This is a genomic window from Streptomyces olivochromogenes (genome assembly GCF_021538895.1).
GTDB classification, from domain to species: Bacteria; Actinomycetota; Actinomycetes; order Streptomycetales; family Streptomycetaceae; genus Streptomyces; species Streptomyces olivochromogenes_A.
This window is the reverse complement of record NZ_JADDRL010000137.1, coordinates 1-23,582: the sequence shown is the minus strand read 5'-3', so window position 1 is coordinate 23,582 and position 23,582 is coordinate 1. Positions and strand designations below refer to the sequence as shown.

General features: G+C 72.6%; 20 protein-coding genes. 12 read left to right on the top strand and 8 right to left on the bottom strand.

The genetic code is table 11. The annotated features are described in order from the left end of the window. Positions 1-10 precede the first annotated feature (10 nt). The 11 genes from IPZ69_RS40510 to IPZ69_RS40460 all read left to right on the top strand — a co-directional run bounded on the left by IPZ69_RS40510 (position 11) and on the right by IPZ69_RS40460 (position 13,544). Entirely contained in the window at positions 11-2,293 is a 2,283-nt protein-coding gene (locus IPZ69_RS40510; RefSeq protein ID WP_235459756.1) for a heavy metal translocating P-type ATPase, read from the top strand. Then, on the top strand, positions 2,290-2,811 hold the full coding sequence (locus tag IPZ69_RS40505; protein ID WP_235459755.1) for a copper chaperone PCu(A)C: 522 nt from the start codon (positions 2,290-2,292) through the stop codon (positions 2,809-2,811). The genes IPZ69_RS40510 and IPZ69_RS40505 overlap by 4 nt, the downstream gene beginning before the upstream one ends. A gap of 177 nt (positions 2,812-2,988) precedes the next feature. Next, complete coding sequence (locus IPZ69_RS40500) at positions 2,989-3,681, top strand: hypothetical protein (RefSeq protein WP_235459754.1); 693 nt, start codon at positions 2,989-2,991, stop codon at positions 3,679-3,681. 186 nt (positions 3,682-3,867) lie between these two features. Further along, a complete protein-coding gene (locus tag IPZ69_RS40495) occupies positions 3,868-4,488 on the top strand; it encodes a sigma-70 family RNA polymerase sigma factor (RefSeq protein WP_235459753.1) in 621 nt (206 codons plus the stop codon). A gap of 187 nt (positions 4,489-4,675) precedes the next feature. Then, the gene (locus IPZ69_RS40490; RefSeq protein ID WP_235459752.1) at positions 4,676-5,746 is read left to right on the top strand and encodes an ABC transporter substrate-binding protein; all 1,071 of its coding nucleotides are present in this window, start codon (positions 4,676-4,678) and stop codon (positions 5,744-5,746) included. Positions 5,747-5,748: 2 nt separating this feature from the next. After that, a complete protein-coding gene (locus IPZ69_RS40485) occupies positions 5,749-6,825 on the top strand; it encodes a FecCD family ABC transporter permease (RefSeq protein ID WP_235459751.1) in 1,077 nt (358 codons plus the stop codon). Next, the gene (locus IPZ69_RS40480) at positions 6,822-7,634 is read left to right on the top strand and encodes an ABC transporter ATP-binding protein (RefSeq protein WP_235459750.1); all 813 of its coding nucleotides are present in this window, start codon (positions 6,822-6,824) and stop codon (positions 7,632-7,634) included. The genes IPZ69_RS40485 and IPZ69_RS40480 overlap by 4 nt, the downstream gene beginning before the upstream one ends. After that, positions 7,631-9,187, top strand: coding sequence for an MFS transporter (locus IPZ69_RS40475; RefSeq protein WP_235459749.1), 1,557 nt, complete (start codon positions 7,631-7,633; stop codon positions 9,185-9,187). The genes IPZ69_RS40480 and IPZ69_RS40475 overlap by 4 nt, the downstream gene beginning before the upstream one ends. A gap of 16 nt (positions 9,188-9,203) precedes the next feature. Then, positions 9,204-11,030: an asparagine synthase (glutamine-hydrolyzing) gene (gene asnB / locus IPZ69_RS40470; protein ID WP_235459748.1), complete on the top strand. Its 1,827-nt coding sequence runs from the start codon at positions 9,204-9,206 to the stop codon at positions 11,028-11,030. Positions 11,031-11,041: 11 nt separating this feature from the next. Beyond that, positions 11,042-12,304, top strand: a complete 1,263-nt coding sequence (locus IPZ69_RS40465; RefSeq protein ID WP_235459747.1) for a cytochrome P450 family protein — start codon at positions 11,042-11,044, stop codon at positions 12,302-12,304. A gap of 307 nt (positions 12,305-12,611) precedes the next feature. Then, on the top strand, positions 12,612-13,544 hold the full coding sequence (locus tag IPZ69_RS40460) for an L-tyrosine/L-tryptophan isonitrile synthase family protein (protein WP_235459746.1): 933 nt from the start codon (positions 12,612-12,614) through the stop codon (positions 13,542-13,544). Between the two features lie 115 nt (positions 13,545-13,659). Here the strand turns inward: IPZ69_RS40460 and IPZ69_RS40455 are convergent, their stop codons facing one another. The 5 genes from IPZ69_RS40455 to IPZ69_RS40435 all read right to left on the bottom strand — a co-directional run bounded on the left by IPZ69_RS40455 (position 13,660) and on the right by IPZ69_RS40435 (position 18,305). Next, entirely contained in the window at positions 13,660-14,097 is a 438-nt protein-coding gene (locus IPZ69_RS40455) for a universal stress protein (protein ID WP_235459745.1), read from the bottom strand. Between the two features lie 139 nt (positions 14,098-14,236). Next, positions 14,237-15,100: an alpha/beta fold hydrolase gene (locus IPZ69_RS40450; RefSeq protein WP_235459744.1), complete on the bottom strand. Its 864-nt coding sequence runs from the start codon at positions 15,098-15,100 to the stop codon at positions 14,237-14,239. A gap of 179 nt (positions 15,101-15,279) precedes the next feature. Continuing rightward, positions 15,280-16,134 carry an NmrA/HSCARG family protein gene (locus IPZ69_RS40445; protein ID WP_235459743.1) on the bottom strand — a complete coding sequence of 285 codons (855 nt, stop codon included), beginning with the start codon at positions 16,132-16,134 and terminating at the stop codon, positions 15,280-15,282. A 208-nt stretch (positions 16,135-16,342) separates the two neighbouring features. Continuing rightward, positions 16,343-17,506, bottom strand: a complete 1,164-nt coding sequence (locus IPZ69_RS40440) for a site-2 protease family protein (RefSeq protein ID WP_235459742.1) — start codon at positions 17,504-17,506, stop codon at positions 16,343-16,345. 133 nt (positions 17,507-17,639) lie between these two features. After that, on the bottom strand, positions 17,640-18,305 hold the full coding sequence (locus tag IPZ69_RS40435) for a CBS domain-containing protein (RefSeq protein WP_235459741.1): 666 nt from the start codon (positions 18,303-18,305) through the stop codon (positions 17,640-17,642). A gap of 228 nt (positions 18,306-18,533) precedes the next feature. Here IPZ69_RS40435 and IPZ69_RS40430 point away from each other — a divergent pair, with 228 nt between their 5' ends. Next, complete coding sequence (locus IPZ69_RS40430; RefSeq protein WP_235459740.1) at positions 18,534-19,670, top strand: abortive phage infection protein; 1,137 nt, start codon at positions 18,534-18,536, stop codon at positions 19,668-19,670. A 48-nt stretch (positions 19,671-19,718) separates the two neighbouring features. On the opposite strand, the gene IPZ69_RS40425 is transcribed toward IPZ69_RS40430, so the two are convergent. From IPZ69_RS40425 to IPZ69_RS40415, 3 genes are read right to left on the bottom strand one after another with little or no spacing between them, the layout of a single operon-like run. Then, positions 19,719-20,000: a hypothetical protein gene (locus IPZ69_RS40425; RefSeq protein ID WP_235459739.1), complete on the bottom strand. Its 282-nt coding sequence runs from the start codon at positions 19,998-20,000 to the stop codon at positions 19,719-19,721. Continuing rightward, on the bottom strand, positions 19,997-22,201 hold the full coding sequence (locus IPZ69_RS40420; RefSeq protein ID WP_235459738.1) for an RICIN domain-containing protein: 2,205 nt from the start codon (positions 22,199-22,201) through the stop codon (positions 19,997-19,999). The genes IPZ69_RS40425 and IPZ69_RS40420 overlap by 4 nt, the downstream gene beginning before the upstream one ends. Positions 22,202-22,260: 59 nt before the next feature. Beyond that, positions 22,261-23,580 carry a chitinase gene (locus IPZ69_RS40415; RefSeq protein ID WP_235459737.1) on the bottom strand — a complete coding sequence of 440 codons (1,320 nt, stop codon included), beginning with the start codon at positions 23,578-23,580 and terminating at the stop codon, positions 22,261-22,263. Positions 23,581-23,582: the final 2 nt, after the last annotated feature.

The window sequence follows — 23,582 nt, the reverse complement described above, 5'->3', positions numbered from 1 at the left end:
GGCGTCACTGATGGGCGCGGAAGCCGTGGGCACCCTGGTCACGACCGATCTGACCGTCGGCGGTATGACCTGCGCGGCCTGCGTCAGACGGGTGGAGAAGAAGCTCGGCAGGCTGGAGGGTGTCACGGCGACCGTCAACCTGGCCACCGGGCGGGCCCGGGTGAGCCATCCGGCGGAGATCGCCACCGGGGAACTCGTCGCGGCCGTCGAGCAGGCCGGCTACACGGCCGCGCTTCCCGAACCGCCCAGGGGGCAGCGGCACGCGGACGGTGAGTACAAATCGAGCAAACCGGACGACGGTGATGTCGAGAGCGCGTGGGTCGAGCGTGAGCGGCTCGTGGTCACCGCCCTGCTCGCCGTGCCGGTACTCGTCCTGTCCATGGTGCCCGGGCTGCAGTTCCGGAACTGGCAATGGCTGTGCTTCGCGCTCGCCGCCCCCGTCGCCGTGTGGAGCAGTCGGCCGTTCCATGCGCGGGCGCTGCGCGGGCTGCGGCACTCGGCGGCGACCATGGACACGCTGGTCTCACTGGGCGTGGCGGCCTCCTTCTCCTGGTCCGCGTACGCGCTCTTCCTCGGGGGCGCCGGGCAGCCCGGGATGCGCATGCCGTTCAGCCTGGTGCCCTCCGCCCCGGACGGCGTGGCCCACGTCTACCTCGAAGCGGCCGTCGGCGTACCGCTGTTCGTCCTGGCGGGGCGCTTCCTGGAAACACGTGCCCGGCGCGGAACCGGTGCGGCGCTGCGGTCGCTCGCCCGGCTCGCCGCCAAGGACGTGTCGGTGCGTGAAGGCACGTCCGAACGGCGCGTGCCGATCGAGGAGTTGGAGGTCGGGCAGGTCTTCGTCGTACGGCCGGGGGAGCGCGTCGCCACCGACGGCGAGGTGGTGGAGGGCAACTCCGCGGTGGACCTGTCCCTGGTCACCGGGGAGAGCGAACCCGTCGAGGTCGGCCCCGGCTCCACCCTGGTCGGCGGGGCCGTCAACGCCGGCGGGCTGCTGCTCGTACGGGCCACCGCCGTCGGCGCCGACACCCAACTCGCCCGCATCACACGGCTGGTGGGCGAGGCACAGGCGGGCAAGGCGCGGGCGCAGCGGCTGGCCGACTCGGTGGCCGAGGTCTTCGTACCCTGCGTCCTGGCGCTGGCCGTGACCGCTCTCGGCTTCTGGCTCGGCGCCGGTGCCGATCCGCAGGCCGCCGTCACCGCGTCCGTGGCCGTCCTCGTCGTCGCCTGCCCCTGCGCGCTGGGCCTGGCGACGCCGACCGCGCTCATGGCCGCCACCGGCCGGGGCGCCCAACTCGGCGTCCTCGTCGGCGGACCGCAGGCCCTGGAAGGATTGCGGCACATCGACGCCGTCGTGCTCGACAAGACCGGCACCCTCACCTCCGGCCACATGAGCGTCGCCCGGGTCACGGCCGTGCCCGGCGGCCTGGGGACGGAGGCCGTCGTGCGGCTGGCGGGTGCGGTCGAGCAGGGCTCGGAACACCCGCTGGGCCGGGCCGTCACCGCGTACGCCCGGCAGGCCCTGCCCGAGCGGCCCCTGCCCGAGGTGAGCGGGTTCACCGCCGTGCCCGGGCAGGGAGTGCGCGGCCGCGTCGAGGGTCGGCTGGTCGAAGTCCTCGCCCCCGACGACGAGGTGCCCGGCGCCCTGGCGGACGCGATGTCCGTCGCCGAGGCGGCCGCCCACACACCCGTCCTGGTACGCGTGGACGGGGTGGTCGAGGCACTGATCGAGATCGGTGACGTCGTACGGTCCGGCAGCTACCGGGCCGTGGACCGGCTCAGGCGTCTCGGCGTGCGTCCGGTGCTCGCCACCGGCGACCGGGAGGCACCCGCACGCGCCGTCGCGGCGGACCTCGGCATCGAGGAGGTGCACGCCCGCCGCACGCCCGAGGACAAGGCCGGCCTCGTGGCGGACCTGCGGGAGCAGGGACTCCGGGTCGCGGTCGTCGGCGACGGCGTGAACGACGCCGCCGCGCTGGCCGGCGCCGACCTGGGCATCGCCCTGGGCAGCGGCACCGACGTCGCCATCGGAGCCGCCGACGTGACGCTGGTACGCGGTGACATCGAGGTACTCGCGGACGCCGTCCTGCTGGCCCGGCGGACGCTCGGCACCATCCGCGCCAATCTCGTGTGGGCCTTCGGCTACAACGCGGTGACCGTGCCGCTCGCCCTGGTCGGCCTGCTCAGCCCGATGTTCGCCGCGGCCGCCATGTCGGCCAGCTCGCTGCTCGTGGTCGGCAACAGCCTGCGGCTGCGCGCTTGGCAGCCCTCACCCGTCCGGAGGCGTAACCGATGAACGAGCCGAACCTCTGGCGTCCCACCCGCCGCCGGCTGACCGAGGCCCTGTTCACCGCGCTCACGCCCATCGCCGCGTGCAGCGTGGCCCTCGCCGTCCTGACGACCTGGGTCGGGGCCGGGAAGGCGGGCAGCCCGGCCCGGATCGCCGTCGCGGCCGGGCGGGTCTTCCTGCCGTACGGCAACACCGATGAGACCGCGGCGTTCTTCGACATCACCAACGTCGGTGGCGCGGACGACCGGTTGATCGGCGTGACGTCGTCCGCGGCGCCCGCGGGGATGACCCTCGGCCGGCACAGCTCCGCCGGCGACGGAGCCGCCTACAAGGCCGACTTGAAGGCGGCCACAGTTCCGGCGGGCGGTGAGCTGAGCATGTCGCCGCACGGCCTGGACGTGACCCTGCGGGCCGGGGCTGGCTGGCGGGCGGGCGACCTGGTTCCGTTCACGCTGTACTTCGAGCACAGCGGCCCTGTCGAGACGGAGGCGGTGGTGATGCGGCCGAGCGGCAGCGGCTGGTGAGCGCCGGTACCCGACGGCGGCCGCAGGAGCGGCCCACCTCAGTAGTCGGGCTCAACTGCCCCTGGGTTCCCACGTGTTGTCATGAGCCAGATCACACCGCGCGGCGTGAGTCCGAGCCCCGGTGGATCCGCGTACCCTCGCATGACGAGCAAGGCCCGGATGCGAGGATGGGGCGCCATGACAGCAGGGTGGTGTTCTCGCACGATACGGGCCGCGGTGTTCGCGGCCGTGTGCGTGCTGCTCGCCGCCCTGGGACACGTCCTGATGTCGGGCAGCGACGTGCCCGCGTGGGCGCTGGCCGCCGGCGTGGCCCTGACCGGTGCGGCGGGCTGGTGCCTGGCGGGGCGTGAGCGCGGGCTGCCGTTGGTGGTCACGGTCGTGGTCGCCGCCCAGACGGTCCTCCACGAGGCCTTCGCCTACGCGCAGTCGGTGTCCGGGGGCCCGGTCTCCATGGACATGGGCGGCATGGGCTCCAGGAACGTGGGTTCCATGGACCTGGGCGGCTCGATGCGCAGGGACTCGATGGACATGAGCCGCATGGATCACATGTCCCACATGGATCACGTGGGGCACGTGGGCCACTCCATGGACGGCGGCTCGTCGTCGTTCGGCATGCTCGCCGCCCACCTGCTGGCCGCGCTGCTGTGCGGCCTGTGGCTGGCCCACGGCGAACGGGCCGCCTTCCGGATCCTGCGTGCCGTGGCCGGATGGCTGGCGGCACCGCTGCGGCTGCTGCTCGCCCTGCCCGTCACCCCGGACCGTCCGTGTCCGGGCGTGCGCCGCCGCCGCTCGGAGCGGACGCCGCGGCGTCCGCAGCTGGCCGACTCGATCACCTCTCGGGGTCCGCCGGTGGGGAGCGCTGTCGTCTGACGACAGCCGGTTTCCCGAGGCCGCGCGATCGCGCCTCGGGCCATGGCCGTACGCCCGTACAGGCGCCGTAGCGGTAACGCCGCCGCGCGCCGTCGCGTCGTAGGGCCGTCTCCCCACTTCACCGGACCGTCCGCGCGCGCTCGCCTGCCGCGGGTCCGGATCACGGATGACCGAGAAGGACACCAGGTGATGACTCCTGCCCTGCCCACCTCGCGCCACAAGGGCGCCACGACGACGGCGCTCGACGAGTCGACGACCGCGTGGGCGCTGGCTGCCCGGGGCGGTGACGCGGACGCGGTCGACCACTTCGTCCGCGCCCTGCACCGCGACGTCCAGCGCTATGTCGCCCACCTGTGCGCGGATCCGCAGGCCGTCGACGACCTCGCCCAGGACACCTTCCTGCGCGCGCTCGGCAGCCTGCACCGTTTCGAGGGCCGCTCGTCGGCCCGCGCCTGGCTGCTGTCCATCGCCCGCCGCGCGGTGATCGACAGCTACCGGTACGCCGCCGCCCGGCCCCGCCTGGCCGACGTACCGGACTGGCGGACGGCCGTCGAGCTGGCCCAGCCGCAGGGCCTGCCCGGCTTCGACGACGGCATCGCGCTGCTCGACCTGCTGGCCGCGCTGCCCCAGGAGCGCCGCGAGGCGTTCGTCCTCACCCAACTGCTCGGCCTGCCCTACGCGGAGGCGGCCGAGGTCAGCGACTGCCCGGTCGGTACGGTCCGTTCCCGCGTCGCCCGCGCGCGGGCGACCCTGACGCACCTGCTGGACGAGGCGGACCGGCCCGAACCGGCCGTGCTGGTGGGCTGAGACAAGACCGTCGTGAGGGGTGGTGCCCGCCGGAAGCCGACGGGCACCACCCACCTCGACTCCGGGGCGGGTGTGGTCCGTCCTAGCGAGTTCGCCGACCTTCGGGAACTCGGGCCGCGTTCGGCCCGACTACTGGACCGGGTGACGGAGGGTCACCCGCGTACCGAGTGGATCCGGGAGTTGTTCGATGCGTTCTCGTGTGTGGGGCAGTACGGCGGCCGTCGTGCTCGGCGGCCTGCTGGCGACGGGCTGCGGAGGCGGGACGGACCAGACGTCGGACGAGAACGCCGGAAGGGCCGTCACCGGCGGCTACCCGGTCTCCGTCACCGACTGCGCGGGCGCCGGGACCACCATCTCCGCCGCACCGCGGAAGATCGTCACCAGCAACGCCTCCGCCTTGGAGCTGCTGCTCCGGCTCGGCGCCGGCGACCGGGTCCTCGGCACCGGCTTCCCGCCCGGCAGGGGCACCCTGCCCGCCGCCCTGGACGCGCAGGCCCAGCAGGTGAAGGTGCTCGGCCGGAGCGTGATCCCGAAGGAGAAGCTGCTCGGCTCCGGCGCCGACCTGTACATCGACACCTTCGCCTCGATGGGCGGCATGGGCGGCTCCGGCATGGGGGACGCGCCGACGGCCGAGGAGTTCGAGGCGGCCGGGATCAAGCACATCTACCTCAAGTCCACCGCGTGCGCAGCGCGCGGCGACGCCCCCGTGACCGATCTGTCCGCCGTCGAGGCCGACATCACCTCCCTCGGCGCCGTCACCGGCACGCGCGCGAAAGCCACGGAACTCGTCGCCGGGATGAAGAAGAAGGTGGACGCCGTCCACAAGGCGATCGGCGGCACGCCCGAGGGCAAGCGGCCGACGTACTTCTTCTTCGACTACGACGCCGGCACCAAGCAGCCCACCGTCACCTGCAACCGGCAGATCGCCAACGCCGTGATCACCCTGGCCGGCGCCCGCAACGCGTTCGCCGACTGCGACGGCGACTACCGGCAGGTCGGCTGGGAGGACGTGATCGCGAAGAACCCCGACTGGATCCAGCTCGGCGTGCGCGACCGGGGCGGCGAGGAGGCGAACGACACGGCCTTCGACGAGGCCGAGCGGTGGCTGAGGTCCAACCCCGCCACCAAGGGCCTGAAGGCGGTACGGGAAGGCCACTTCCTGCGCATCGGCTCGGAGCGGACCACCATCGCCTCAGTCGCGAACGCCGACACCGTCGAGGCGATCGCCAAGACCCTCTACCCGGGCAAGGTCGGCTAGCCGTGGCCCTCACCCTGGCGCGCCGCAGGACGGGCGGCGCCGCCCCCGAAAAGCGCGGACTGCCCGCGGGGCCGCTGGCGCTGGCCCTGGGCGTGGCCCTGCTCGCCGCGCTCACGGCCGCCGTGGCCTGGGGGGCGACCTCCATCCCGCCCGCCGAGGTGTGGGGCGTGGTGTGGCGCCGGCTGTCGGGCGAGGCACCGCGCGCGGGCACCGACGACCTGATCGTGTGGCAACTGCGGGTCCCGCGCGCCCTGTTGGCGGCACTGGTCGGCGCCGGACTCGGGCTCGTCGGTACGGCCGTACAGGCCCTGGTCCGCAACCCGCTCGCCGACCCGTATCTGCTCGGCATCTCCAACGGCGCGTCCCTCGGCGCGGTCGCCGCCATCGTGCTGGGACTCGGCACGGGCGGAGCCCTCGGCATCGGCCTGTCCGGCGCCGCCTTCGCGGGGGCCCTGGCCACCTTCGCCCTGGTGTGGGCCGTGGCCCGGCGCGGCGGCGGATTCGCCCCACTGCGGCTGGTGTTGGCGGGCGTGGCCATCGGCCAGTTCCTGTCCGGCTTCACCAGCTACCTCGTCCTACAGGCCGGGGACGAACAGCAGACGCACAGCGTGCTGTTCTGGCTCATGGGCAGTCTCGGCGGGGCGAACTGGCAACTGCTGGCGGTGCCCGCCCTCGCCGTACCCCTCGCGGGGCTGTGGCTCCAGGCCCGCGCCCGTGGCCTGAACGCCCTGCTCATGGGCGACGAGACCGCGGCCGGACTCGGCATCGACGTCACCCGGCTGCGCCGTGAACTGTTCACCGTGACCAGCGTGCTCACCGGCGTCCTGGTCGCGGTCTCCGGCGCGATCGCCTTCGTCGCCCTGATGGTGCCGCACGTCTGCCGCCTGGTCGTCGGCGGCGACCACCGGCGACTGCTGCCCCTCTCTGCGCTGTTCGGCGCCCTGCTGCTGGTGGTGGTCGACATCGTCTGCCGTACGGCGATGGACGCGCAGGAGCTGCCGGTCGGCGTGGTCACCTCGCTGCTCGGGGCTCCCGCCCTGCTGTATCTGCTGGACCGACGCCTGGGGAGCGGCAGTTGAGGATCGACATCGAGAACCTGCGGGTCGCCTACGCGGGCCGCACGGTCGTGGCCGACGCCCATCTGGTGGCCGCCGAGGGCGAGATCACCGGGCTCGTCGGGCCCAACGGCAGTGGCAAGTCCACGCTCCTGCGCACCGTCTACCGGCATCTGAAGCCCGCCGCCGGACGGGTGCTGCTGTCCGGCACCGATCTGCGCGAGCTGAGCCCGGCGCGGTCGGCGCGGCACGTGGCCGCGCTCCCGCAGGAACGCGGAAGCGACTTCGAGCTGAGCGTGCGCGAGGTCGTGGCCATGGGGCGCACGCCCTACAAGCGGGCCTTCGCGAGCGAGGACGCCACCGACCGGGACCACGTCGCCCGCGCCTTGGCGGACGTCGGCATGGCCGGGCAGGCGGACCGCCGGTTCACGGCCCTGTCCGGCGGCGAACGCCAACGCGTGCTGCTGGCCCGGGCGTTCGCACAGGACCCCGACGTCCTCGTGCTGGACGAGCCGACCAACCACCTCGACATCCGCCACCAGGTGGAGCTGCTCGCGCTGTTGCGCGGCCAACGCCGTACGACGCTGGTGTCGCTGCACGACCTCAACGCGGCCGCCTCCGTCTGCGACCGGCTGCACGTGCTGCACGCCGGGTCCGTGGTCGCCTCCGGACGGCCGCGCGAGGTGCTGACACCGGAGTTGATGGCGGAGGTGTTCGGCGTCCGGGCGACCGTGGTCGACCACCCCCTCACCGGTGACCCGCTGATCGCCTTCGACCACCGGGCCCCGGCCGGCACCGAGGAGCCCGCGACGATACGGACGGCCGCCGGATGACGCGACGCGGGAACTCACTCGACCCCGCGCCCGACTTGTGGGACGAGGCGGCCGACCGGCGGCCCGCCGACCGGGGGAGGAACGCCAAGGTGCCACAGAACAGGCCCGGTTCGGAGCGGCCCGAGAGCAGGTCCGGTTCGCAGCGGCCCGGCCACAGCCCCGTCGACGAGGACCGCTGGCTGCTGGTGGCCGTAGCGGGCGTGCTGTCGTTCGTGGCGATGCTCGACATGAACATCGTCAACGTGGCCCTCGCGGACATCGCCGACGGTCTCCACACCTCCGCCGCCACCGCCCAGTGGGCCGTCCTCGGCTACCAACTCCCTGTCGTCGCCCTCCTGTTGCCGGTCGGCCGCTGGCTCGACGGCGTGGGGATGCGGTCCGCCGTCCTGGCCGCCACCGCCGGCTTCGGCCTGTGCAGCGTCCTGGCCGCCGCCGCGCCCTGGGCCGCCTGGCTCATCGCCGCCCGCCTCGCGCAGGGCGTGTGCGGAGCGGTGCTGTTCGTACTGATGCCGCTCCTCGCCATGCGTTCCGTACGGCCGGAGCTGCGCGGCCGGGCGATGAGCGTGCCCGCCACCCTGGGTCCGCTGGGCGCGGTGACCGGACCGGCGGTCGGCGGCCTGCTGCTGGACCACCTGGGCTGGCACGCCGTCTTCCTGGTCAAGGTGCCCTTCTGCCTGCTCGCGCTGTTCGTGGCCCGGCGGGCGATGCCGCCGGACGGCGGGCTGCGCGCGCCCGACCGGCGCGCCACGGCGGACGCCCTGCTGGTGGCCTGCGGCGTGGCCGTCCTGCTGCTCGCGCTGACCCTGGCGTCGAGCGGCCCGGTGTGGCTCGCCCTCGCGGTGGCCGCGGGGCCGCCGTTGTGGTGGTGGCTGCGCGCTCCGAGCGGGCGCACGGTGACCCGGGCGCTGCGCGGCGCGGGACTGCTCCGGGCCCATGGGGCGGTACTGGCCCTGGCCGCCGCGTTCGCCGCCATGCACTACGTCGTCGCGCTGCACCTCCAGCGCGACGACGGGGTCAGCGCCACCACGACCGGGCTGACCGTCCTGGCCTTCCCGCTCGGCATGGGCCTGGCCGGACCGCTGGCCGGACGCCTCGCGGACCTCCCCGTCGCTCGGCCTCGCTCGCGTGGGGGTACCCCCACCGGCGCCCGCCCGGTGGCCGTGGCCGGTGCCGTCCTCACCGCGGCCGGCCTGCTCCTGCTGGTGGCGCTCGGCGACGACTGGTCCCCGGCGGACGTGGCCTGGCGGCTCGCGCTGGCCGGGATCGGCATGGGCCTGAACGGCGGACCCACCCAGGCGCTGGTCATGGGCGCCGCACCGGCGGACCGTGCGGCCACCGTCGGCTCCACGGTGCAGCTCGCCCGCAGCCTCGGCTTCACCCTCGGCCCCGCCCTGGCCACCGCGGTCGGGGCCTTCACCGGGCCCGGCGGCGGCGCCCGGGCCGGGCTCGCCCTGGCCGCCACCGCCGCCTGTCTCGCCGTACCCCTGCTCGCGCTGCCCGGGCGGCCACCGGCCCGCGTGCCGGAGAACACCCCCGACGCCGCCCACACCTGACCCAGGAGACATCCCCATGTGCGGAATCACCGGCTGGGCGTCCTTCCACCACGACGCCCGCACCCAGGCCCCGGTCATCGAGGCCATGACCGCCACCCTCACCCCGCGCGGCCCCGACGCCCGGGGCGTCTGGCTCGGCGAGCACGCCGCGATCGGCCACCGCCGCCTGGCCGTCATCGACCTGGCCGGCGGGGTGCAGCCGATGACCGACCGGCCCGACCGGCCGGCCCTCGTGCTCAGCTACAGCGGCGAGATCTACAACCACCACCGGCTGCGGGCCGAACTGCGCGGGCGCGGCCACGACTTCGGCACCCGCAGCGACACCGAGGTGGTGCTGCGGGCGTACGCCGAGTGGGGCGAGAACCTCGCCGATCACCTGGAGGGCATGTTCGCCCTCGCCGTCTGGGACGAACGGGCCCAGCGGCTGCTGCTCGTCCGCGACCGCCTCGGCGTCAAGCCCCTGTTCTGGGCGGCCGTCGACGGCGGCCTGGCCTTCGCCTCCGAGCCCAAGGCCCTGTTCGCCCACCCGGAGATACGGCCCCGGGTGGACGCCGACGGACTGCGGGAGGCGTACAGCCTGCTGTTCAACACCGGCCCGACCGTGTGGTCCGGGGTACGCGAGGTCGAACCCGGCGGCATCCTCGTGCTGGACCGGGACGGCGTCCGCGAACGCCGCTACTGGCAGCTGGAGGCCAGGCCGCACACCGACGACCGGGACACCACCGTGGAGCGGATCGGGGAGCTGGTCGGCTCGGCGGCGCGCGGCCAGTTGGAGGCCGACGTCCCCCTGTGCAGCCTGCTGTCCGGCGGTATCGACTCCACGGTCCTGACCGCCCTGCTCGCCGACGAACTCCGGCTGCGCGAAGGCCCCGACGCGCGCATCCGCTCGTACGCCGTCGACTACAGCGACCAGGCCGAGCGGTTCACCGGCGACGTCCTGCGCACCGGCCACGACACCCCCTACGCCGCCGAGGCCGGCGCCTTCATCGGCACCGACCACAGCACCGTCGTCCTCGACCCGCGCGCCCTGCTCGACCCCGAGCACCGCACGGCCGTCGTCGCCGCGCGGGACTCGCCGATCGGTGTCGGCGACATGGACACCTCGCTCTACCTGCTGTTCGGGGAGATACGACGGCACTCCACCGTCGCCCTGTCCGGCGAGGCCGCCGACGAGGTGTTCGGCGGCTACCCCTGGTTCCACAACCCCAAGGTGCTCGCCGCCGAGACCTTCCCCTGGCTGCTGGTCACCGGCGACGAGGCGGCCATGCCCCTGAACCCGGAACTCGACCTCCGCATCGGCGAGTTCCGCGACGACACCTACCGCGAGGCCCTGGCCGCCGTGCCCCACCTGGACGGCGAGAGCCCGGCCGAGCACCGGCAGCGCGAGATGCAACACCTGTCCCTGACCCGCTGGCTGCGCCAACTCCTGCACCGCAAGGACCGGTTGAGCATGGCCCAGGGCCTGGAGGTGCGGGTCCCGTACTGCGACCACCGTCTCGTCGAGTACGCCTTCAGCACCCCCTGGGCGCTGAAGAGCTTCGACGGCCGCGAGAAGAGCCTGCTGCGCGCGGCGGGCGCCGGCCTGGCCCCGGACTCCGTGCTGCACCGGCCCAAGAACCACTACCCGGCCACCCATCACCCCGACTACAACCGTGGTCTGCAGGACCTGGCCCGCGACGCCCTGGCCACCGAACAGGTCCGCGCCCTGGCCGACGAGACCCGCGTCAAACCCTGCCTCGACACCCCGCCCGACCGACTGGAGTGGGGCCACCGCCTGCGCCTCGAACGGGTCGTCGACCTCGCCCTGTGGCTGGACCACCACCAGCCCGAACTCGCCCTCTGAGGAGCCTCCGCATGACCACCCAGGAACCCCGCACGGCCATGGACCAGGAGACGCTCCCCGACCCCGTGCCGCTGATGGGCTGCCCCTACAAGGCCGATCCCTACCCCCTGTACGAGCGGATGCGCGAGGCTGGCCCCGTCCACCGGGTCCTGTTCCCCAGCGGTGTGCAGGCCTGGCTCGTCACCGGGTACGAAGCCGCCCATGCCGCGCTCGGCGACGACCGCCTGGGCAAGAACCACGACCGCGGCAACGACCGCTGGCGCGCCCGCGCCTCGATCATGCCCGAGCCGCAGCACTCCCAGCTCCAGGTCCACCTGCTGCACCAGGACCCGCCGCGGCACACGGGCATGCGGCGCCTGGTCACCGACGCGTTCACCCCGCGCCGGGTCGAGGAACTCCGGCCCCGTTTCCAGGAACTGGCCGAAAGCCTCGTCGACGCCCTGCCCGAGAGCGGCCCCGCCGACCTCGTCACCGGCTTCGCCGCCCACTTCCCCTTCCGGGTCCTCGCCGAAGTCATCGGCCTGCCACCGGAGTTGGCGGACCGCTTCGACCGGGACTGGGGCAAGGTCGTCCAGCCCGTAGGCCCCACCGACCCCGGACGTCCGCGCTACGAGGCACGCCTGAAGGGTCTGCAGGGCTACATCGCGGACGTCGTCGCCCACAAGCGGGAGCACGCGGACGACGGACTACTCAGCCGCCTCGTCGTGGCCCGCGACCGCGGCGAACTGTCCCCGGAGGAGCTGGACTCGATGATCTTCCAGCTCCTGGTGGCGGGACAGGAACCGGTCACCAACCAGATCACCACCGCCCTCATCGCCCTCTTCCGCCACCCCGACCAGCTCGCCCGGCTGCGCGAGCACCCGGACCTGCTGCCCCGGGCGGTCGAGGAACTCCTGCGCCACGACAGCGCCTTCGAGCTGACCACCTGGCGCTTCTTCGACCGGGACAGCGACCTGCACGGCACGAGAGTCCCGGCCGGCGACTCCGTGATCGTCTCCCTGTGCGCCGCCAACCGCGACCCGCGCCGCTTCCCCGACCCCGACACCCTCGACCTCGACCGCAGCCCCAACCCCCACCTCGCCTTCGGCCACGGCATCCACTTCTGCCCCGGCGCGGCGCTGGCCCGCGTCGAACTCCGGATCGCCCTGGGCACGCTCCTCGCCCGGCTGCCCGGCCTGCGTCTGGCCGTCCCGGACGAGGACATCGAGTGGATCCCGGCCGTCCTCGGCCGTGGCGCCCACCACCTGTCCGTGGGTTACGACCGACGCCTCTGACCCCGGCCCACGCCTGACCGGGGCTAGGGCCTCTCGTTTGGATCATGCCGGACTCGCGGGGTCTGGCACCGTGCCTCGCCGCGTTGTCGTCGGTTGCCATGGCTCCGCCATGACGCCCTCCTCCGCCTTGCGATGCACGGCACCAGACCCCGCTCCCTGATCCGGCCTGATCCAAACGAAAGACCCTAGTCCGGCCGGCCCCGGCCCGCCCGAGCGACCCCACCTTCCCGACAGCGCGCCCGGCCTCCGCCACGGCGCCATGCCGTCATGCCATCGCGCCCCGAGCCAAGCCTCCCGGAGACCTGCCATGCCGCTGACCACCGCGCCCGACACCTGCCCCACGAGCGTCGGCGCCGCCATCCTGAACCTGCTCCTGCCCCACCACCGCACGACGGACCACGCCCCCGTCGCCGCGGGGGCCTTCCCCCACCAACTCCGGCTGATCACCGACTTCGTGCGCCGTGACGCCCCCGTCGTGTTCACCCTGCCCGGCTTCCCCTGCAAGTCCCCCAACCCGGCCAAGGTCCTGGGCCACCTCCCCGACCAGGGAGAGCGCCTCTCCCTGACCTTCCTCCACACCCTCTGCACGCACATCGAGCGGATCCACCCGCCCGGCGCCCACGTCATCATCTGCTCCGACGGCCACGTCTTCGGCGACCTCGTCCGCGTCCCCGACGAGCACATCGACGCCTACGCCGACGAACTACGCGTCCTCATATCCCGGTTGGAACTGACCAGACTGTCCGTCTTCGACCTGCGCGACGTCCTCGGCGACCTCCCGCACGACACGAAACGCGCCCACGTCCACGACCGCTACGCCCCCGCCCTGGACGCCCTGCGCGCCGAGACCCGCGCCGACGCCCACTCCCTCGCCCTCTACCGGGGCATCACGCGCTTCCTTGTCGAGGACACCGCCGACCACATCGGCACCCGCTCCGCCCTGCAGCGAGAGTGCCGTCGGCGTGCGTACGGAGTCATCCAGCGCAGCCGCGCCTGGGGTGCGCTGATCGCCGAGCACCACCCCGAGGCCGTACGCCTGTCCATCCACCCCCAGCCGATCGGCGCCCCCAAGTTCGGCATCCGCCTCCTGGACGCCCCCGACGCCTGGACCACCCCCTGGCACTCGGCGGCCCTGCGCCGCACGGACGGCACCTGGGCCCTCATGCCCCGCACCCAGGCGGCCCGCCTGGGACGCCTGGTACGACACGAGGGCCGGGCCAGCCACTTCGAGCAGACCTGAGCCGGTCGACGGCGGGCGGGTCAGGGGCCCCGGCATCGAGGACCCCGCCCGGTATGCCGACCAAGCGGGGCGGGGTCCTCGGCGGTCCGTGTCTGTGGCGTACAACGCCCGGAGGTCAGTTCTCCTGCTCGTCCGGGCCCTCGGGAGCGAGCAGCACCGCCACGCGGCTGGCGTGGGCGACGGCGTCGCTGACGCGCGGGTTGAAGAAGGCCTCGACGCTGTTGCGGTGGTGGGGGCTGATGACGATGAGGTCGGCCCCGGCCTCCTCGGCGACGGTGGAGATGGTGGTGGGGATCTGCGTGGTCAGGCCGTGGGCGAGCGTGCCGTCCGCCGGAACCCCCCGCTCCCGCAGCTCGGCCACGGCTTCGTCGAGGACGGCCTTGGCCTCGGCGTCGTCCTCCAGCGGGAGGACGGCGGCGATCGAGGCGGCCGACGCGGCGATGTGCAGGACACTGACCTTGGCGTGGGTCAGCAGGGCCAAGTCGCCTGCCAGACGTATCGCGGAGCGACGTGCGGGGCTCGGATCGATGGCGACCAGGATGTGCTGGAACACTGACATTCACCTTTCGGGCAAGTGCGCGCGTACCGGTCGGATGGCCGGGACAGCGGTGGTATTCGATGGAGGCAACCGCGCACAGCAGCCCGGTGTTCCTCGAACACGGGCCCATTTCGAGAAGATCGGCCGACAGGAGTCAGTCGGTGGCGAAGTGGTCCGGGGTGATCTCCTCGGACAGGAACTTGTCGACCACCGCGTTGAACGCCGAGGGGTTCTCCAGGAAGGGGAAGTGCGAGTTCGCCTCGCTCGCCGGGAAGACGTGCAGCCGGGCGTCCGGGATCTCGTGCGCGATGAACCGCTGGGAACCGGGCTCGACATGACTTCCCTCACAGCCGATCACCAGCGTCGGCACGTCCACACGCGGCAGCAGGTCACGCCAGTCCTGAGCGCAGTGGTCGAAGAGCAGAGGGACACCTGCGTGAGCGGGCGTCGAGCTGATCTGTCCGGCGACGAAGGCGAGGACCTCGGGGTCCGGGTCACCGGAGAACATGCCGCGCACGAAGTCGTGGTGGACGCGGTCGCCGTCGGGGCCCGCGAGCGCGGCGCCGAGCGCGAGGAGCCCGGCCACGTCGAAGATCGCGCCGGACTCGCGCTGCTCCTCGGGCGACATCCAGGGCACGGCGGCGACGGCCGCGGGCTGGTCCACGGCGACGAAGCGCCGGATGCGGCCGGTGCCGTACTGATCCATGAAGCTCCACCACACCGACACGCCCATCGACCATCCGAGAGCGTCGAAGCGGTCGAGCCCCAGCTGGTCGACGAGGCCGAGGACGTCGGCGGCCAGGCGGGAGACGCGGTAGCCGTGGTGAGGTTTGTCGGAGACGCCGTGGCCGCGCAGATCGAGAGTGATCACGCGATGGGCGGGGGCCAAGCCGCTCAGCTGGTGCCTGAACATCTCCTGCGTCTGGCCCCAGCCGTGCAGCAGGATCAGCGGGACGCCCTCGCCCCCGCTGTCGCGGTACACCAGACGCACGCCGTCATTGGTCGTCAGCTCGCCCACTGGTCCCGCCCGTTTCCCTGCCCGATCGGGGCAGCCGTTCGCACGCCCGCCGTCCCGGTGAGCGCCTGCGCACCGGAGCCGACGTCCTGGTCAACTCCTGTGTAACGTATGCCGGGCCCTGGGATCCGGCCGACACAACCGAGCTCCGCCGGGATCGACACCGGCAGCCGTCGGATCGTTCAGCGGACGGTCTCGAAGGTTCGCCGCGCCCAGTCGGCGAAGCCGGTCCAGGGGACGTTCGGATGGGCGTCGTGCAGCGCGGGGATGTCGACGCGGTATCCGGGGCCGTTCAGGAACCGCCACATCGCGTGCATGTCCGGGTTGCTCACCGCCGCGAGCGGCACCCGCTCGTGACGGACCTCGCGTCCCACCGCCGCGGTGAGAGCGGTCGCCATCTGAGCGGGTGTGGGCGCGTCGCTCGCCAGCTCGATCCGCCGCCCGGCATAGCGGGCCGGGTGCAGCAGCACCACCGCCGCGAAGGCGCCGAGGTCCGACCGGTCGAGCTGCTGCAACGGCAGATCGGACGGCAGGGGCAGGTCGAGCGCTCCGTTCAGCACGATGCGTTCGGCTCCGCCGAGCGCGTTGTCGTAGAAATACGTCGGCCCGAGGATCGTGTAGGGCACGTCGCCGGCGGCGAGAGCGGCCTCGATGCGCGCCTTGCTCTCGAAATGGGGGACCCCGCTGCGCTGATCGGCCCCGGCCACCGAACTGAACACGAGATGCGGGACCCGATTCGCCCGCGCCGCCTCCAGAATGGCCCGCCCCTGGGCCACCTCGGCCTCGATGCCCGCCTCGAAGGGAGTGGTGAACGCGAACACTCCCGCCACCCCGCGCATGGCCGCGGCGAGCGAGTCGCCGTCGCTCAGCGACCCCTTCACGACCTCGACGCCCCGAGCCGCCAACGCCCGCGCGTTCTCCTTGTCCGGATCCCGCACCAATGCCCGCACCGTGGCCCCTCGGCCCAGCAGGGCTTCGGTCACGGCACCGCCCTGACCGCCGGTGGCCGCAAGCACCAGGATGGGTTCGTCGGACATCAGGGTGGCCTCCCGGCTCGGCAGACTGCGCTGACGGAGATCATCAGCGACCGCGCGCAACGGTAACCACATCTTGTGTCCCACGGCGTGCCGTGATCCCCCGGCTGCGGCATCGAGGACACGGACAGAGCAGCATCCGGGCACTGACAGACCAGCCGCCCGGCACCGCGCCCGCACCGGGCGGTACGGCCCGGTTCCCCGGCGGCGGCTATCCCTCGCCGGGCCACGGCCCCCGGTGGTGGGCGCCGGCGGAGGGGGCCGGCCAGTTCAGGGCGCGGTTGAGGTCGGCGAGGGTGAGGATGCCGACGAGGCGGCCGCCGTCGAGGACCAGGGCCCTGCGCACGGTGCCGGTCTGCAGACGGGGCAGCAGGTCCACCATCGGCTCGTCGGGGGCGGCGGTCACCAGGCCGGGCAGGGGGAGCATCACGTCACGGACACGCGTGGTCGAACGAGCCTCGACCGGGGTCCGGTTGATCAGGTCCATCGTGATCAGCCCGGCCACCGTGCCGTCCGGCGCGAGGACGGGGAAGGCGGAGTGGCGGTAGTGACCGAACGGGCCCTCGGCGAGGAGGTCGGAGAGGGTCGCCCCGCCGGGCACGGACACCGGATCGGCGGTCATGACCCGGCTCACCGGTACCCCTCTCAGCGCACTGTTCAGCTGCGCCTGCCGGGCCTCGGCGGTCGCCGCCGCGATCAGGAACCAGCCGAGCAGGGCCGGCCAGAGCCCGGAGAAGTCGCCGCGGAACAGGACGACGGCGAAACCGGCGGCCACCATCAGCCAGCCCAGCCCCCGTCCCGCCGCCGACGCGCCCCGGGTGGCCCGCAGGCGGTCGCCGGTACGGTGCCACAGGTACGCCCGCAGCAGTCGCCCACCGTCCAGCGGGGCGGCGGGCAGCGCGTTGAAGACGGCCAGTACGAGATTGATCGCGGCCAGCCAGGCGACCGCCTCGACGGCGAGCCCCGACGCGTGCAGTGCGTCCAGCCACACCGCGAGACCGGCCAGCAGACCGCCGAGCAGCGCGCTGGTGAGCGGGCCCACGCCCGCGATGCGCAGTTCCGCGGCCGGTGACGGCGCCTCGCTGTGGAGCCGGGCGGCGCCGCCGAGCATCCACAGGGTGATGCCGTCGACCTCGACACCGTTGCGGCGTGCCACCACGGCGTGCGCCAGCTCGTGCGCCAGCAGCGAGGCGAGGAAGACGACCGAGGTCAGCAGGGCGAGCGCCCAGTAGAGCACGACGGAGTGGCCGGGGTACGCCTGCGGGAACCGGCCGCGCGCCAGGGCGAGCGCCACCACGACGACGATGACCAGCACGCTCCAGTGCAGGCCGACCCGGACACCGGCGATCCGTCCGAGAGACAGCGTCGCCTTCATGAACCACTCGCCTCACCTTCCGGCTCCCGGTCCACGAACAACTTTCCGCACGGCGGAGGACGGCCGCGGCGGCACCTCCATGGTGCGCCGTCGCCCGGCCCCCGCGGCAGCCCCGCGGGCCCTGAAGCGGGCCTCAGATCGAGGCGCTCCGTACCGTCCCGTCGGTGAGGTGGCAGCGGACGTCGACCACGCCCTCGATGGCGCGGGACAGCCGGTCGGCCACGGGGACCAGGGCCCCGCCGTCGATCCAGCCCGTGAGGGTCACGACGCCGTCGGAGACCTCGACCTGGATGTGGTCGGCGCACAGCGGGAACAGCCGGTCCACGACCTCGTGCCGCACGTCCTCGGTGAGGCTCTCGTCGTCCCGCAGGAACACCTTGAGCAGGTCCGCTCGGCTGACCACGCCCACGAGCGAGCCCGTGCTGTCGATGACGGGCAGCCGCTTGACCTTGCGCCGGGCCATGATGCGGGCCGCCTGCGACAGCGTGGCACCGTCGTGCACGGTCACGGCCGGGGCGGTCATCAGGTCCTGAGCGGTCAGGGCGCCGGCCTTGGCCAGGTCGGACATCCGGCTCAGCTGGGTGAACCGGTCCGGGTCGCTGTCGCGGAACTCCTCCTTGAGCAGCAGGTCGGCCTCGGAGACGACACCGACCACCCGCCCCTCATCGTCCACCACCGGAAGGGCACTGATGTTCCGCTCTTCGATCAGTGCGGCGATGTCCTTGAACGGCGTGTCACGGCGGACGGTGACGACGGTGCGCGTCATGACGTCGTCCACGCTGTGCAGGCTGCCGTGCATGATGACCTCCTCGCCGAGCCGGACACCGTCGGGACCACCGGGGTCTCGCCCGGTCCGCTCCACTACCAGGGTCCGCCGAGTCGGCCCGGGCTGCCAGAGGCGGCGTCCGGTCGGCTTCGTTCGCCCTCGCTTTCGTCGCCCGTTCTCATCCCTTCGTCATCCCTTCGTCGCGGTCCCGTAGACCGTCGGCGGACGCCGGGACGGGTGCGCCCTCGCCACAGTGGCCGTATGGAGAAAACGAAGGGGATCAACCGGGCACAGTTCCTGACCGGGATGGCGGCCGTCGGGTTCGCCGGGGCGCCGGCGCCGGCGGGTGTGGCGCGGGCGACGCAGGGGCGGCGGCGCGGGCCGTGCCACCAGGGCGTCGTCTACACGCTGGGCGAGGGCGAGACACCGGGTACGGCCTTCAGCCTCGCCCGGATGCGCGAGGACATCCGGGTGATACGCGACGAGCTGCACGCCGGAGCCGTGAGCGTGACCGGCGACGGCGTCGAGCGGCTCACCGCCACCGCCGCCGAGGCCGCCGAACGAGGACTGCACGTCTGGCTCCAGCCGACCCTCGGCGATGTTCCGGAACGCGACATCCTGGAGCACCTGGCCGAGACCGGCCGGTTCGCCGAGCGGCTGCGCCGGCAGGGCGCGAGCGTCGACTTCAGTGTGGGCTGCGAGTTCGTGCTGTTCGTGCCCGGGATCGTCCCGGGGGACACGGCCCTCGAACGCGTACGGAACCTGCTCAGCGGCCAGGTCGACTACGAGAGGATGCAGCGCCTCCTGGACCGCTTCACGGCGAAGGCGGCACGCGTCGGCCGCTCGGTCTTCCACGGCGCCCTCAGCTATGCCGCGGCCCAGGACGACAAGGTCGACTGGACGCTCTTCGACATCGTGGGCATCAACTACTACTCGTACTTCCGTCACCGCGCGGACTACGTGCGGGAGCTGCGCGGCTTTCTGCGCCGGGGGAAGCCGCTGGCGATCACCGAGTTCGGCACGTGCACCTACGCCGGTGCCCCCGAGGCGGGCGGCATGGGCTGGGACGTCGTCGACCACGACAAGCACCCCGAGGAGATCAAGGGCCACTTGGTCCGCAGCGAACGCACGCAGGCCGCGTACGTGGGTGAGCTGGTGGACGTCTTCTCCTCGCTGGACCTCCATGCGGCGATGGCCTTCGAGTTCGTCACCCCGGACGCCCCCCACCGCCCCGACGACCCGCGCCACGACCTCGACATGGCGAGCTACTCCCTCACCAAGACCATCAAGGACCACCCCGACGACCCCGCGTCCGACTGGCACTGGGAACCCAAGGAGGCGTTCCACACGCTGGCCTCCCGCTACGCCCGCGCCCACCGAGTGCGGACGCGCAGCTGACGCCGGCAGGCGGGCGACGATGTCCCACCGGCCCGGGCCGTCGTCCGGTCAGGACTCGGTGGCCAGCCGTACTCCCAGCCCGACGCGAGCGTTCTGCGGGAGCAACCGCAGGACGCTCGCGTCGGCCTGGGCCGGCAGCGCCACCACGAGGGCCGCCGCGCCGAGGGCGGTGGCCAGCGCGGCCAGGCGCGGCCGACGTGACCTGTTGCGGCCGGACGCCGAGGCGCCGGGCCCTGAGGTGGGGGACAGCGGGTTGCGCACGTCGACTCCTGGGTGGGGGCGGTCGTCGTCCCGTATTGCCGGACGGGCACCGAAGTGCTTGTTGATCACGGGTAGTTGGTCAAGTCGGCCACATTGCTGCCGGAGTTGGAAGGTCCGCCGGTGTTGTTGATGACGTGACTGATGGTGCCGGTGCCACCGAGGGAGACGGTCACCATGCTGGTGAAGCGGACGTTCGGGTTGTCGGGTGCCTCGATGGCGCGGGCGGCGGTCACGCCGGGGTTGACGTTGAAGTAGCAGTAGCTGCCCAGCCCGTAGGCCTGGTGGCTGGTGACCGAGTCGGCGACCTTGTAGGCGGCGTAGCCCTGGGTGGAGCCGTTCATCCAGGCGCCCTGGGTGGGCGGGTCGTACGGCAGCTCGTTCTGGAAGAAGTAGGTGCGGCCGCCGTTGCCGTTCCAGACGGTCTGGTACTTCTGGAAGTGCTCGACGAACAGGCCGTACATGGTGACGTCGTCGCCGTTGACCACGAGTCCGGTGTCCGTGGTGTTGCTGGTCCAGCCGACGCCGCTGCCGTGGTCGGCGCGCCAGATCCACATGTGGTCGCCGATGACCTGGGAGCTGTTGACGACCAGGCCGGTGGCCGCCTTGCCGACGCCCGCGCCGCCGACGCGGAAGTAGACGTCGTGCAGGGAGGTCGGGTCGGCCGCGTGGGGGGCGGTGGAGCCGGCCGGCCCGACCTCGACCAGGGTCTTCGAGCTGGTGGTACCGGCGTCGAAGAGCAGACCGGCGATCTTCACGCCGTCCACGTCCGCCACCGTCATGGCCGTGATGCCGTTGTCCGGGACGAACGTGGCCAGACCGAGGCCCAGGACGACCGTGTCGGGACGGGTCACCTTCAGGGTCTGGTCCAGGTGGTAGACACCCGGGGTGACCAGGAGGTTCTGGCCCGCGGCCAGGGCGGCGTTGATCTGTGCGGCGGTGGCGCCCGGCTTCACCACGTAGAACTGGCTCAGCGGCAGCGAGGAGCCGGCCGGGCCGCCCGCCCAGCTGGTCCCGGTGGAGTTGGACCGCAGGGACGGTACGAACACCTGGTAGGCGCCCGATCCGTTGACATACAGGAACGGCTTCTCCCGGCTCACCGGGCTCTGTGCCACCGTGGTGTGCGGCGGGTTCGGGAAGGTGGTGCCCGGGACGCCCTGGCTGCCGACGAACACCATGTTCCAGTTGGACCCGGTCCAGCTGCCCAGCTGGGAGTTGCGGGTCAGCCACTGCTGCTGGGTGCCGGAGTCGACCCGGCCGTCGATCTTGCTGTCGGCGAGATAGCCGCCGCTGGACCAGCCGCCGTCGTCCAGGGCGAGGTTGCCGCGCAGGTGCATCCGCCGGTAGGGAGCGGCTTGCGAGACGGCCCAACGGTCGCTCCCGTTGGTGGGGTTGACCGACAGGTTCTCGGCTCCGCGCCAGAAGTTCTGGGTGGCGTTGCCCTGGAACCAGTCGGCCTCCGCGTGCACGGCTCCGTTGACGGAGACCGCGTCGGGGGTCAGGCCGAGGCCCACGACCTGGGTGTAGAAGCCGACGTTGACGTTCGCGTTGTAGGCGCCGGGCTTGAACAGGACGGCGTAGCGCTGGGAGCCGAACTGATTGGTCTCCTGCTGCTGGAAGATCGAGTCCAGTCTGCTCTGGATCGTCGAGGACGACATCGACGGGTCGAACACGACGACGTTCGGGCCGAGGTCGGGGTTGCTCGTCGACTGGGTCACCGGGACCACCTGGAAGCGCTGGGCGGCGGTGCCGTTGCAGGTGTACTGCACGAACCGGACGCTGTCCGCGGTCGAGGCGCCGGGGTCGTCCAGGCACTTGCCGCTGCCCCGGTTGACGAAGTGGAAGGCGCCGCCGCCGTCGTCGACCGGAAGCCACTGCTGGTTGCCGCCACCGCCGTAACTCCACAGCTGGAGCGGCGCGTTGTCGGCGGTGGAGACGTCGGTGACGTCCACCACCTGACTGCTGTTGTTGCGGTTGTTGATGCGCACGTAGCCGTCGCCGGTGGCGGTGAAGCTCCACTGCTGGGCCGTCGTGCTGTTGCAGGTGTACTGCTGGACGACGGTGCCGTTGGCGGTGCCGGCCGCCTTGGCGTCCAGGCACTTGCCGCTCGCCGCGTTGATCACGGTGGACCAGTCGCCGGGCAGGGCGGCGGCCGCGGAGGCCGCGGCGTGCGCGGGTGCGGCGGACAGCAGTGCGGCGGCGGTGACGGTGACCAGCGCGGCCGCGACGGATCTGGGGCGGCCGGCGGGGGTTGAGCGGGGGAATCGGAGCACGGGTACGGGTCCTCCTTGCCGAACGGATCGGCCGACGACGGGGGTGGGGATCGGCCTGGTCAGCCGGCGTAGGCGGCGAAGACCCGGGTGTAGTCCCAGGCGGACTGGCCGACCCCGGAGCAACTGTCGGCCGGGCCGCCGGTGCACGGCCGGTCGCGGTTGGCGGACCAGAAGGTGAGCCGGGCCAGGTGGTGCTGCTGTGCGTAGGCGAGGATCGTGCGGAAGTCGTTGACGGTGACCGTCTCGTTCTGGTCGGTGATCCCGTTCATCGACGAGATGCCCATGTCCCGGTAGGCCTGGTCGTCGCTGTAACCGTACGCGTTCTTCACCGCGTTCTTCAGGCCCTCGGCCGCCCGCACGGTCAGGTTGCCCATGTTCTGTCCGGCCCCGCCGAAGTCGAACGGCATGATGGTCCAACTGTCCACCGTCAGACCGGAGTTGGCGGCACGGTTGATGAGGCCGGTGTCCGGTCCGTTCTGCCCGGTGCCGATGGTGACGTACACCTTCAGACCGGGGTTGTTCGCCTTCACGGTCTTCAGCGCGTCCACCGTGCGCTGCTGCACGGTCGCGCTCGCGTACGCGTCGGCCTCGATGTCGATGTCGATCGCCTTCAGCCCGTAGGCGTTGATCACCTTCTGGTAGGCGGCGGCGAGTTCGCCCGCGCTGGAACAGGAGCTCTCCAGCTTGTTGCCGCTGTACCCGCCGAACGACGGGATGATGTCACCGCCGTTGCCCCGCACGGTGTTCACCGTCTGCTGGTCCACGCCGCCGGTCAGCGGGCGGCTGCCGTCCCACTGCGGGTTGCAGTAGCCGTTGCTGAGCACGAAGGCGAGCGTGAACCACTTGACGCCCGTGGCGTTGGTGATCGTGGTGGGGCTGGGCGGGCTGCCCCAGCCGTTGTAGAGGTACGGCGCGACAGCCATCGGCGAGGCCGGGGTGCCGCCGCCCGCCGCGGGCGCGGTCCACTTCTGGTTGGCGGCGCCGGTGCAGCTCCAGATCTGCGCCCGGGCGCCGTTGGCGGAGCTGTTGTCGGTGACGTCCAGGCACTTGTCGGCCTGCGGGTTGACGATGTCGTGCGCGGCGGTGACGGTCCACTTCTGGTTCGCGCCGCCGGTACAGGTCCACAGCTGCGTCTTGGCGCCGTTGGCGGTCGAATTGCCCGTGACGTCGAGGCACTTGCCGAGTGCGCGGATGGTGCCGTCGGTGCCGACGGTCCACTGCTGGGCGCTGGTGCCGTTGCAGTCGTAGAGCTGGACGGGCGTGCCGTCGGCGGAGTTCGCGCCGGCGACGTCCAGGCACTTGCCCGCGAGACCGGTGATCGTGCCGGTGGCGGCCTGGGCGGGGGAGGCGGTGAGCAGGCCGGCCGAGAGCGACAGCACGG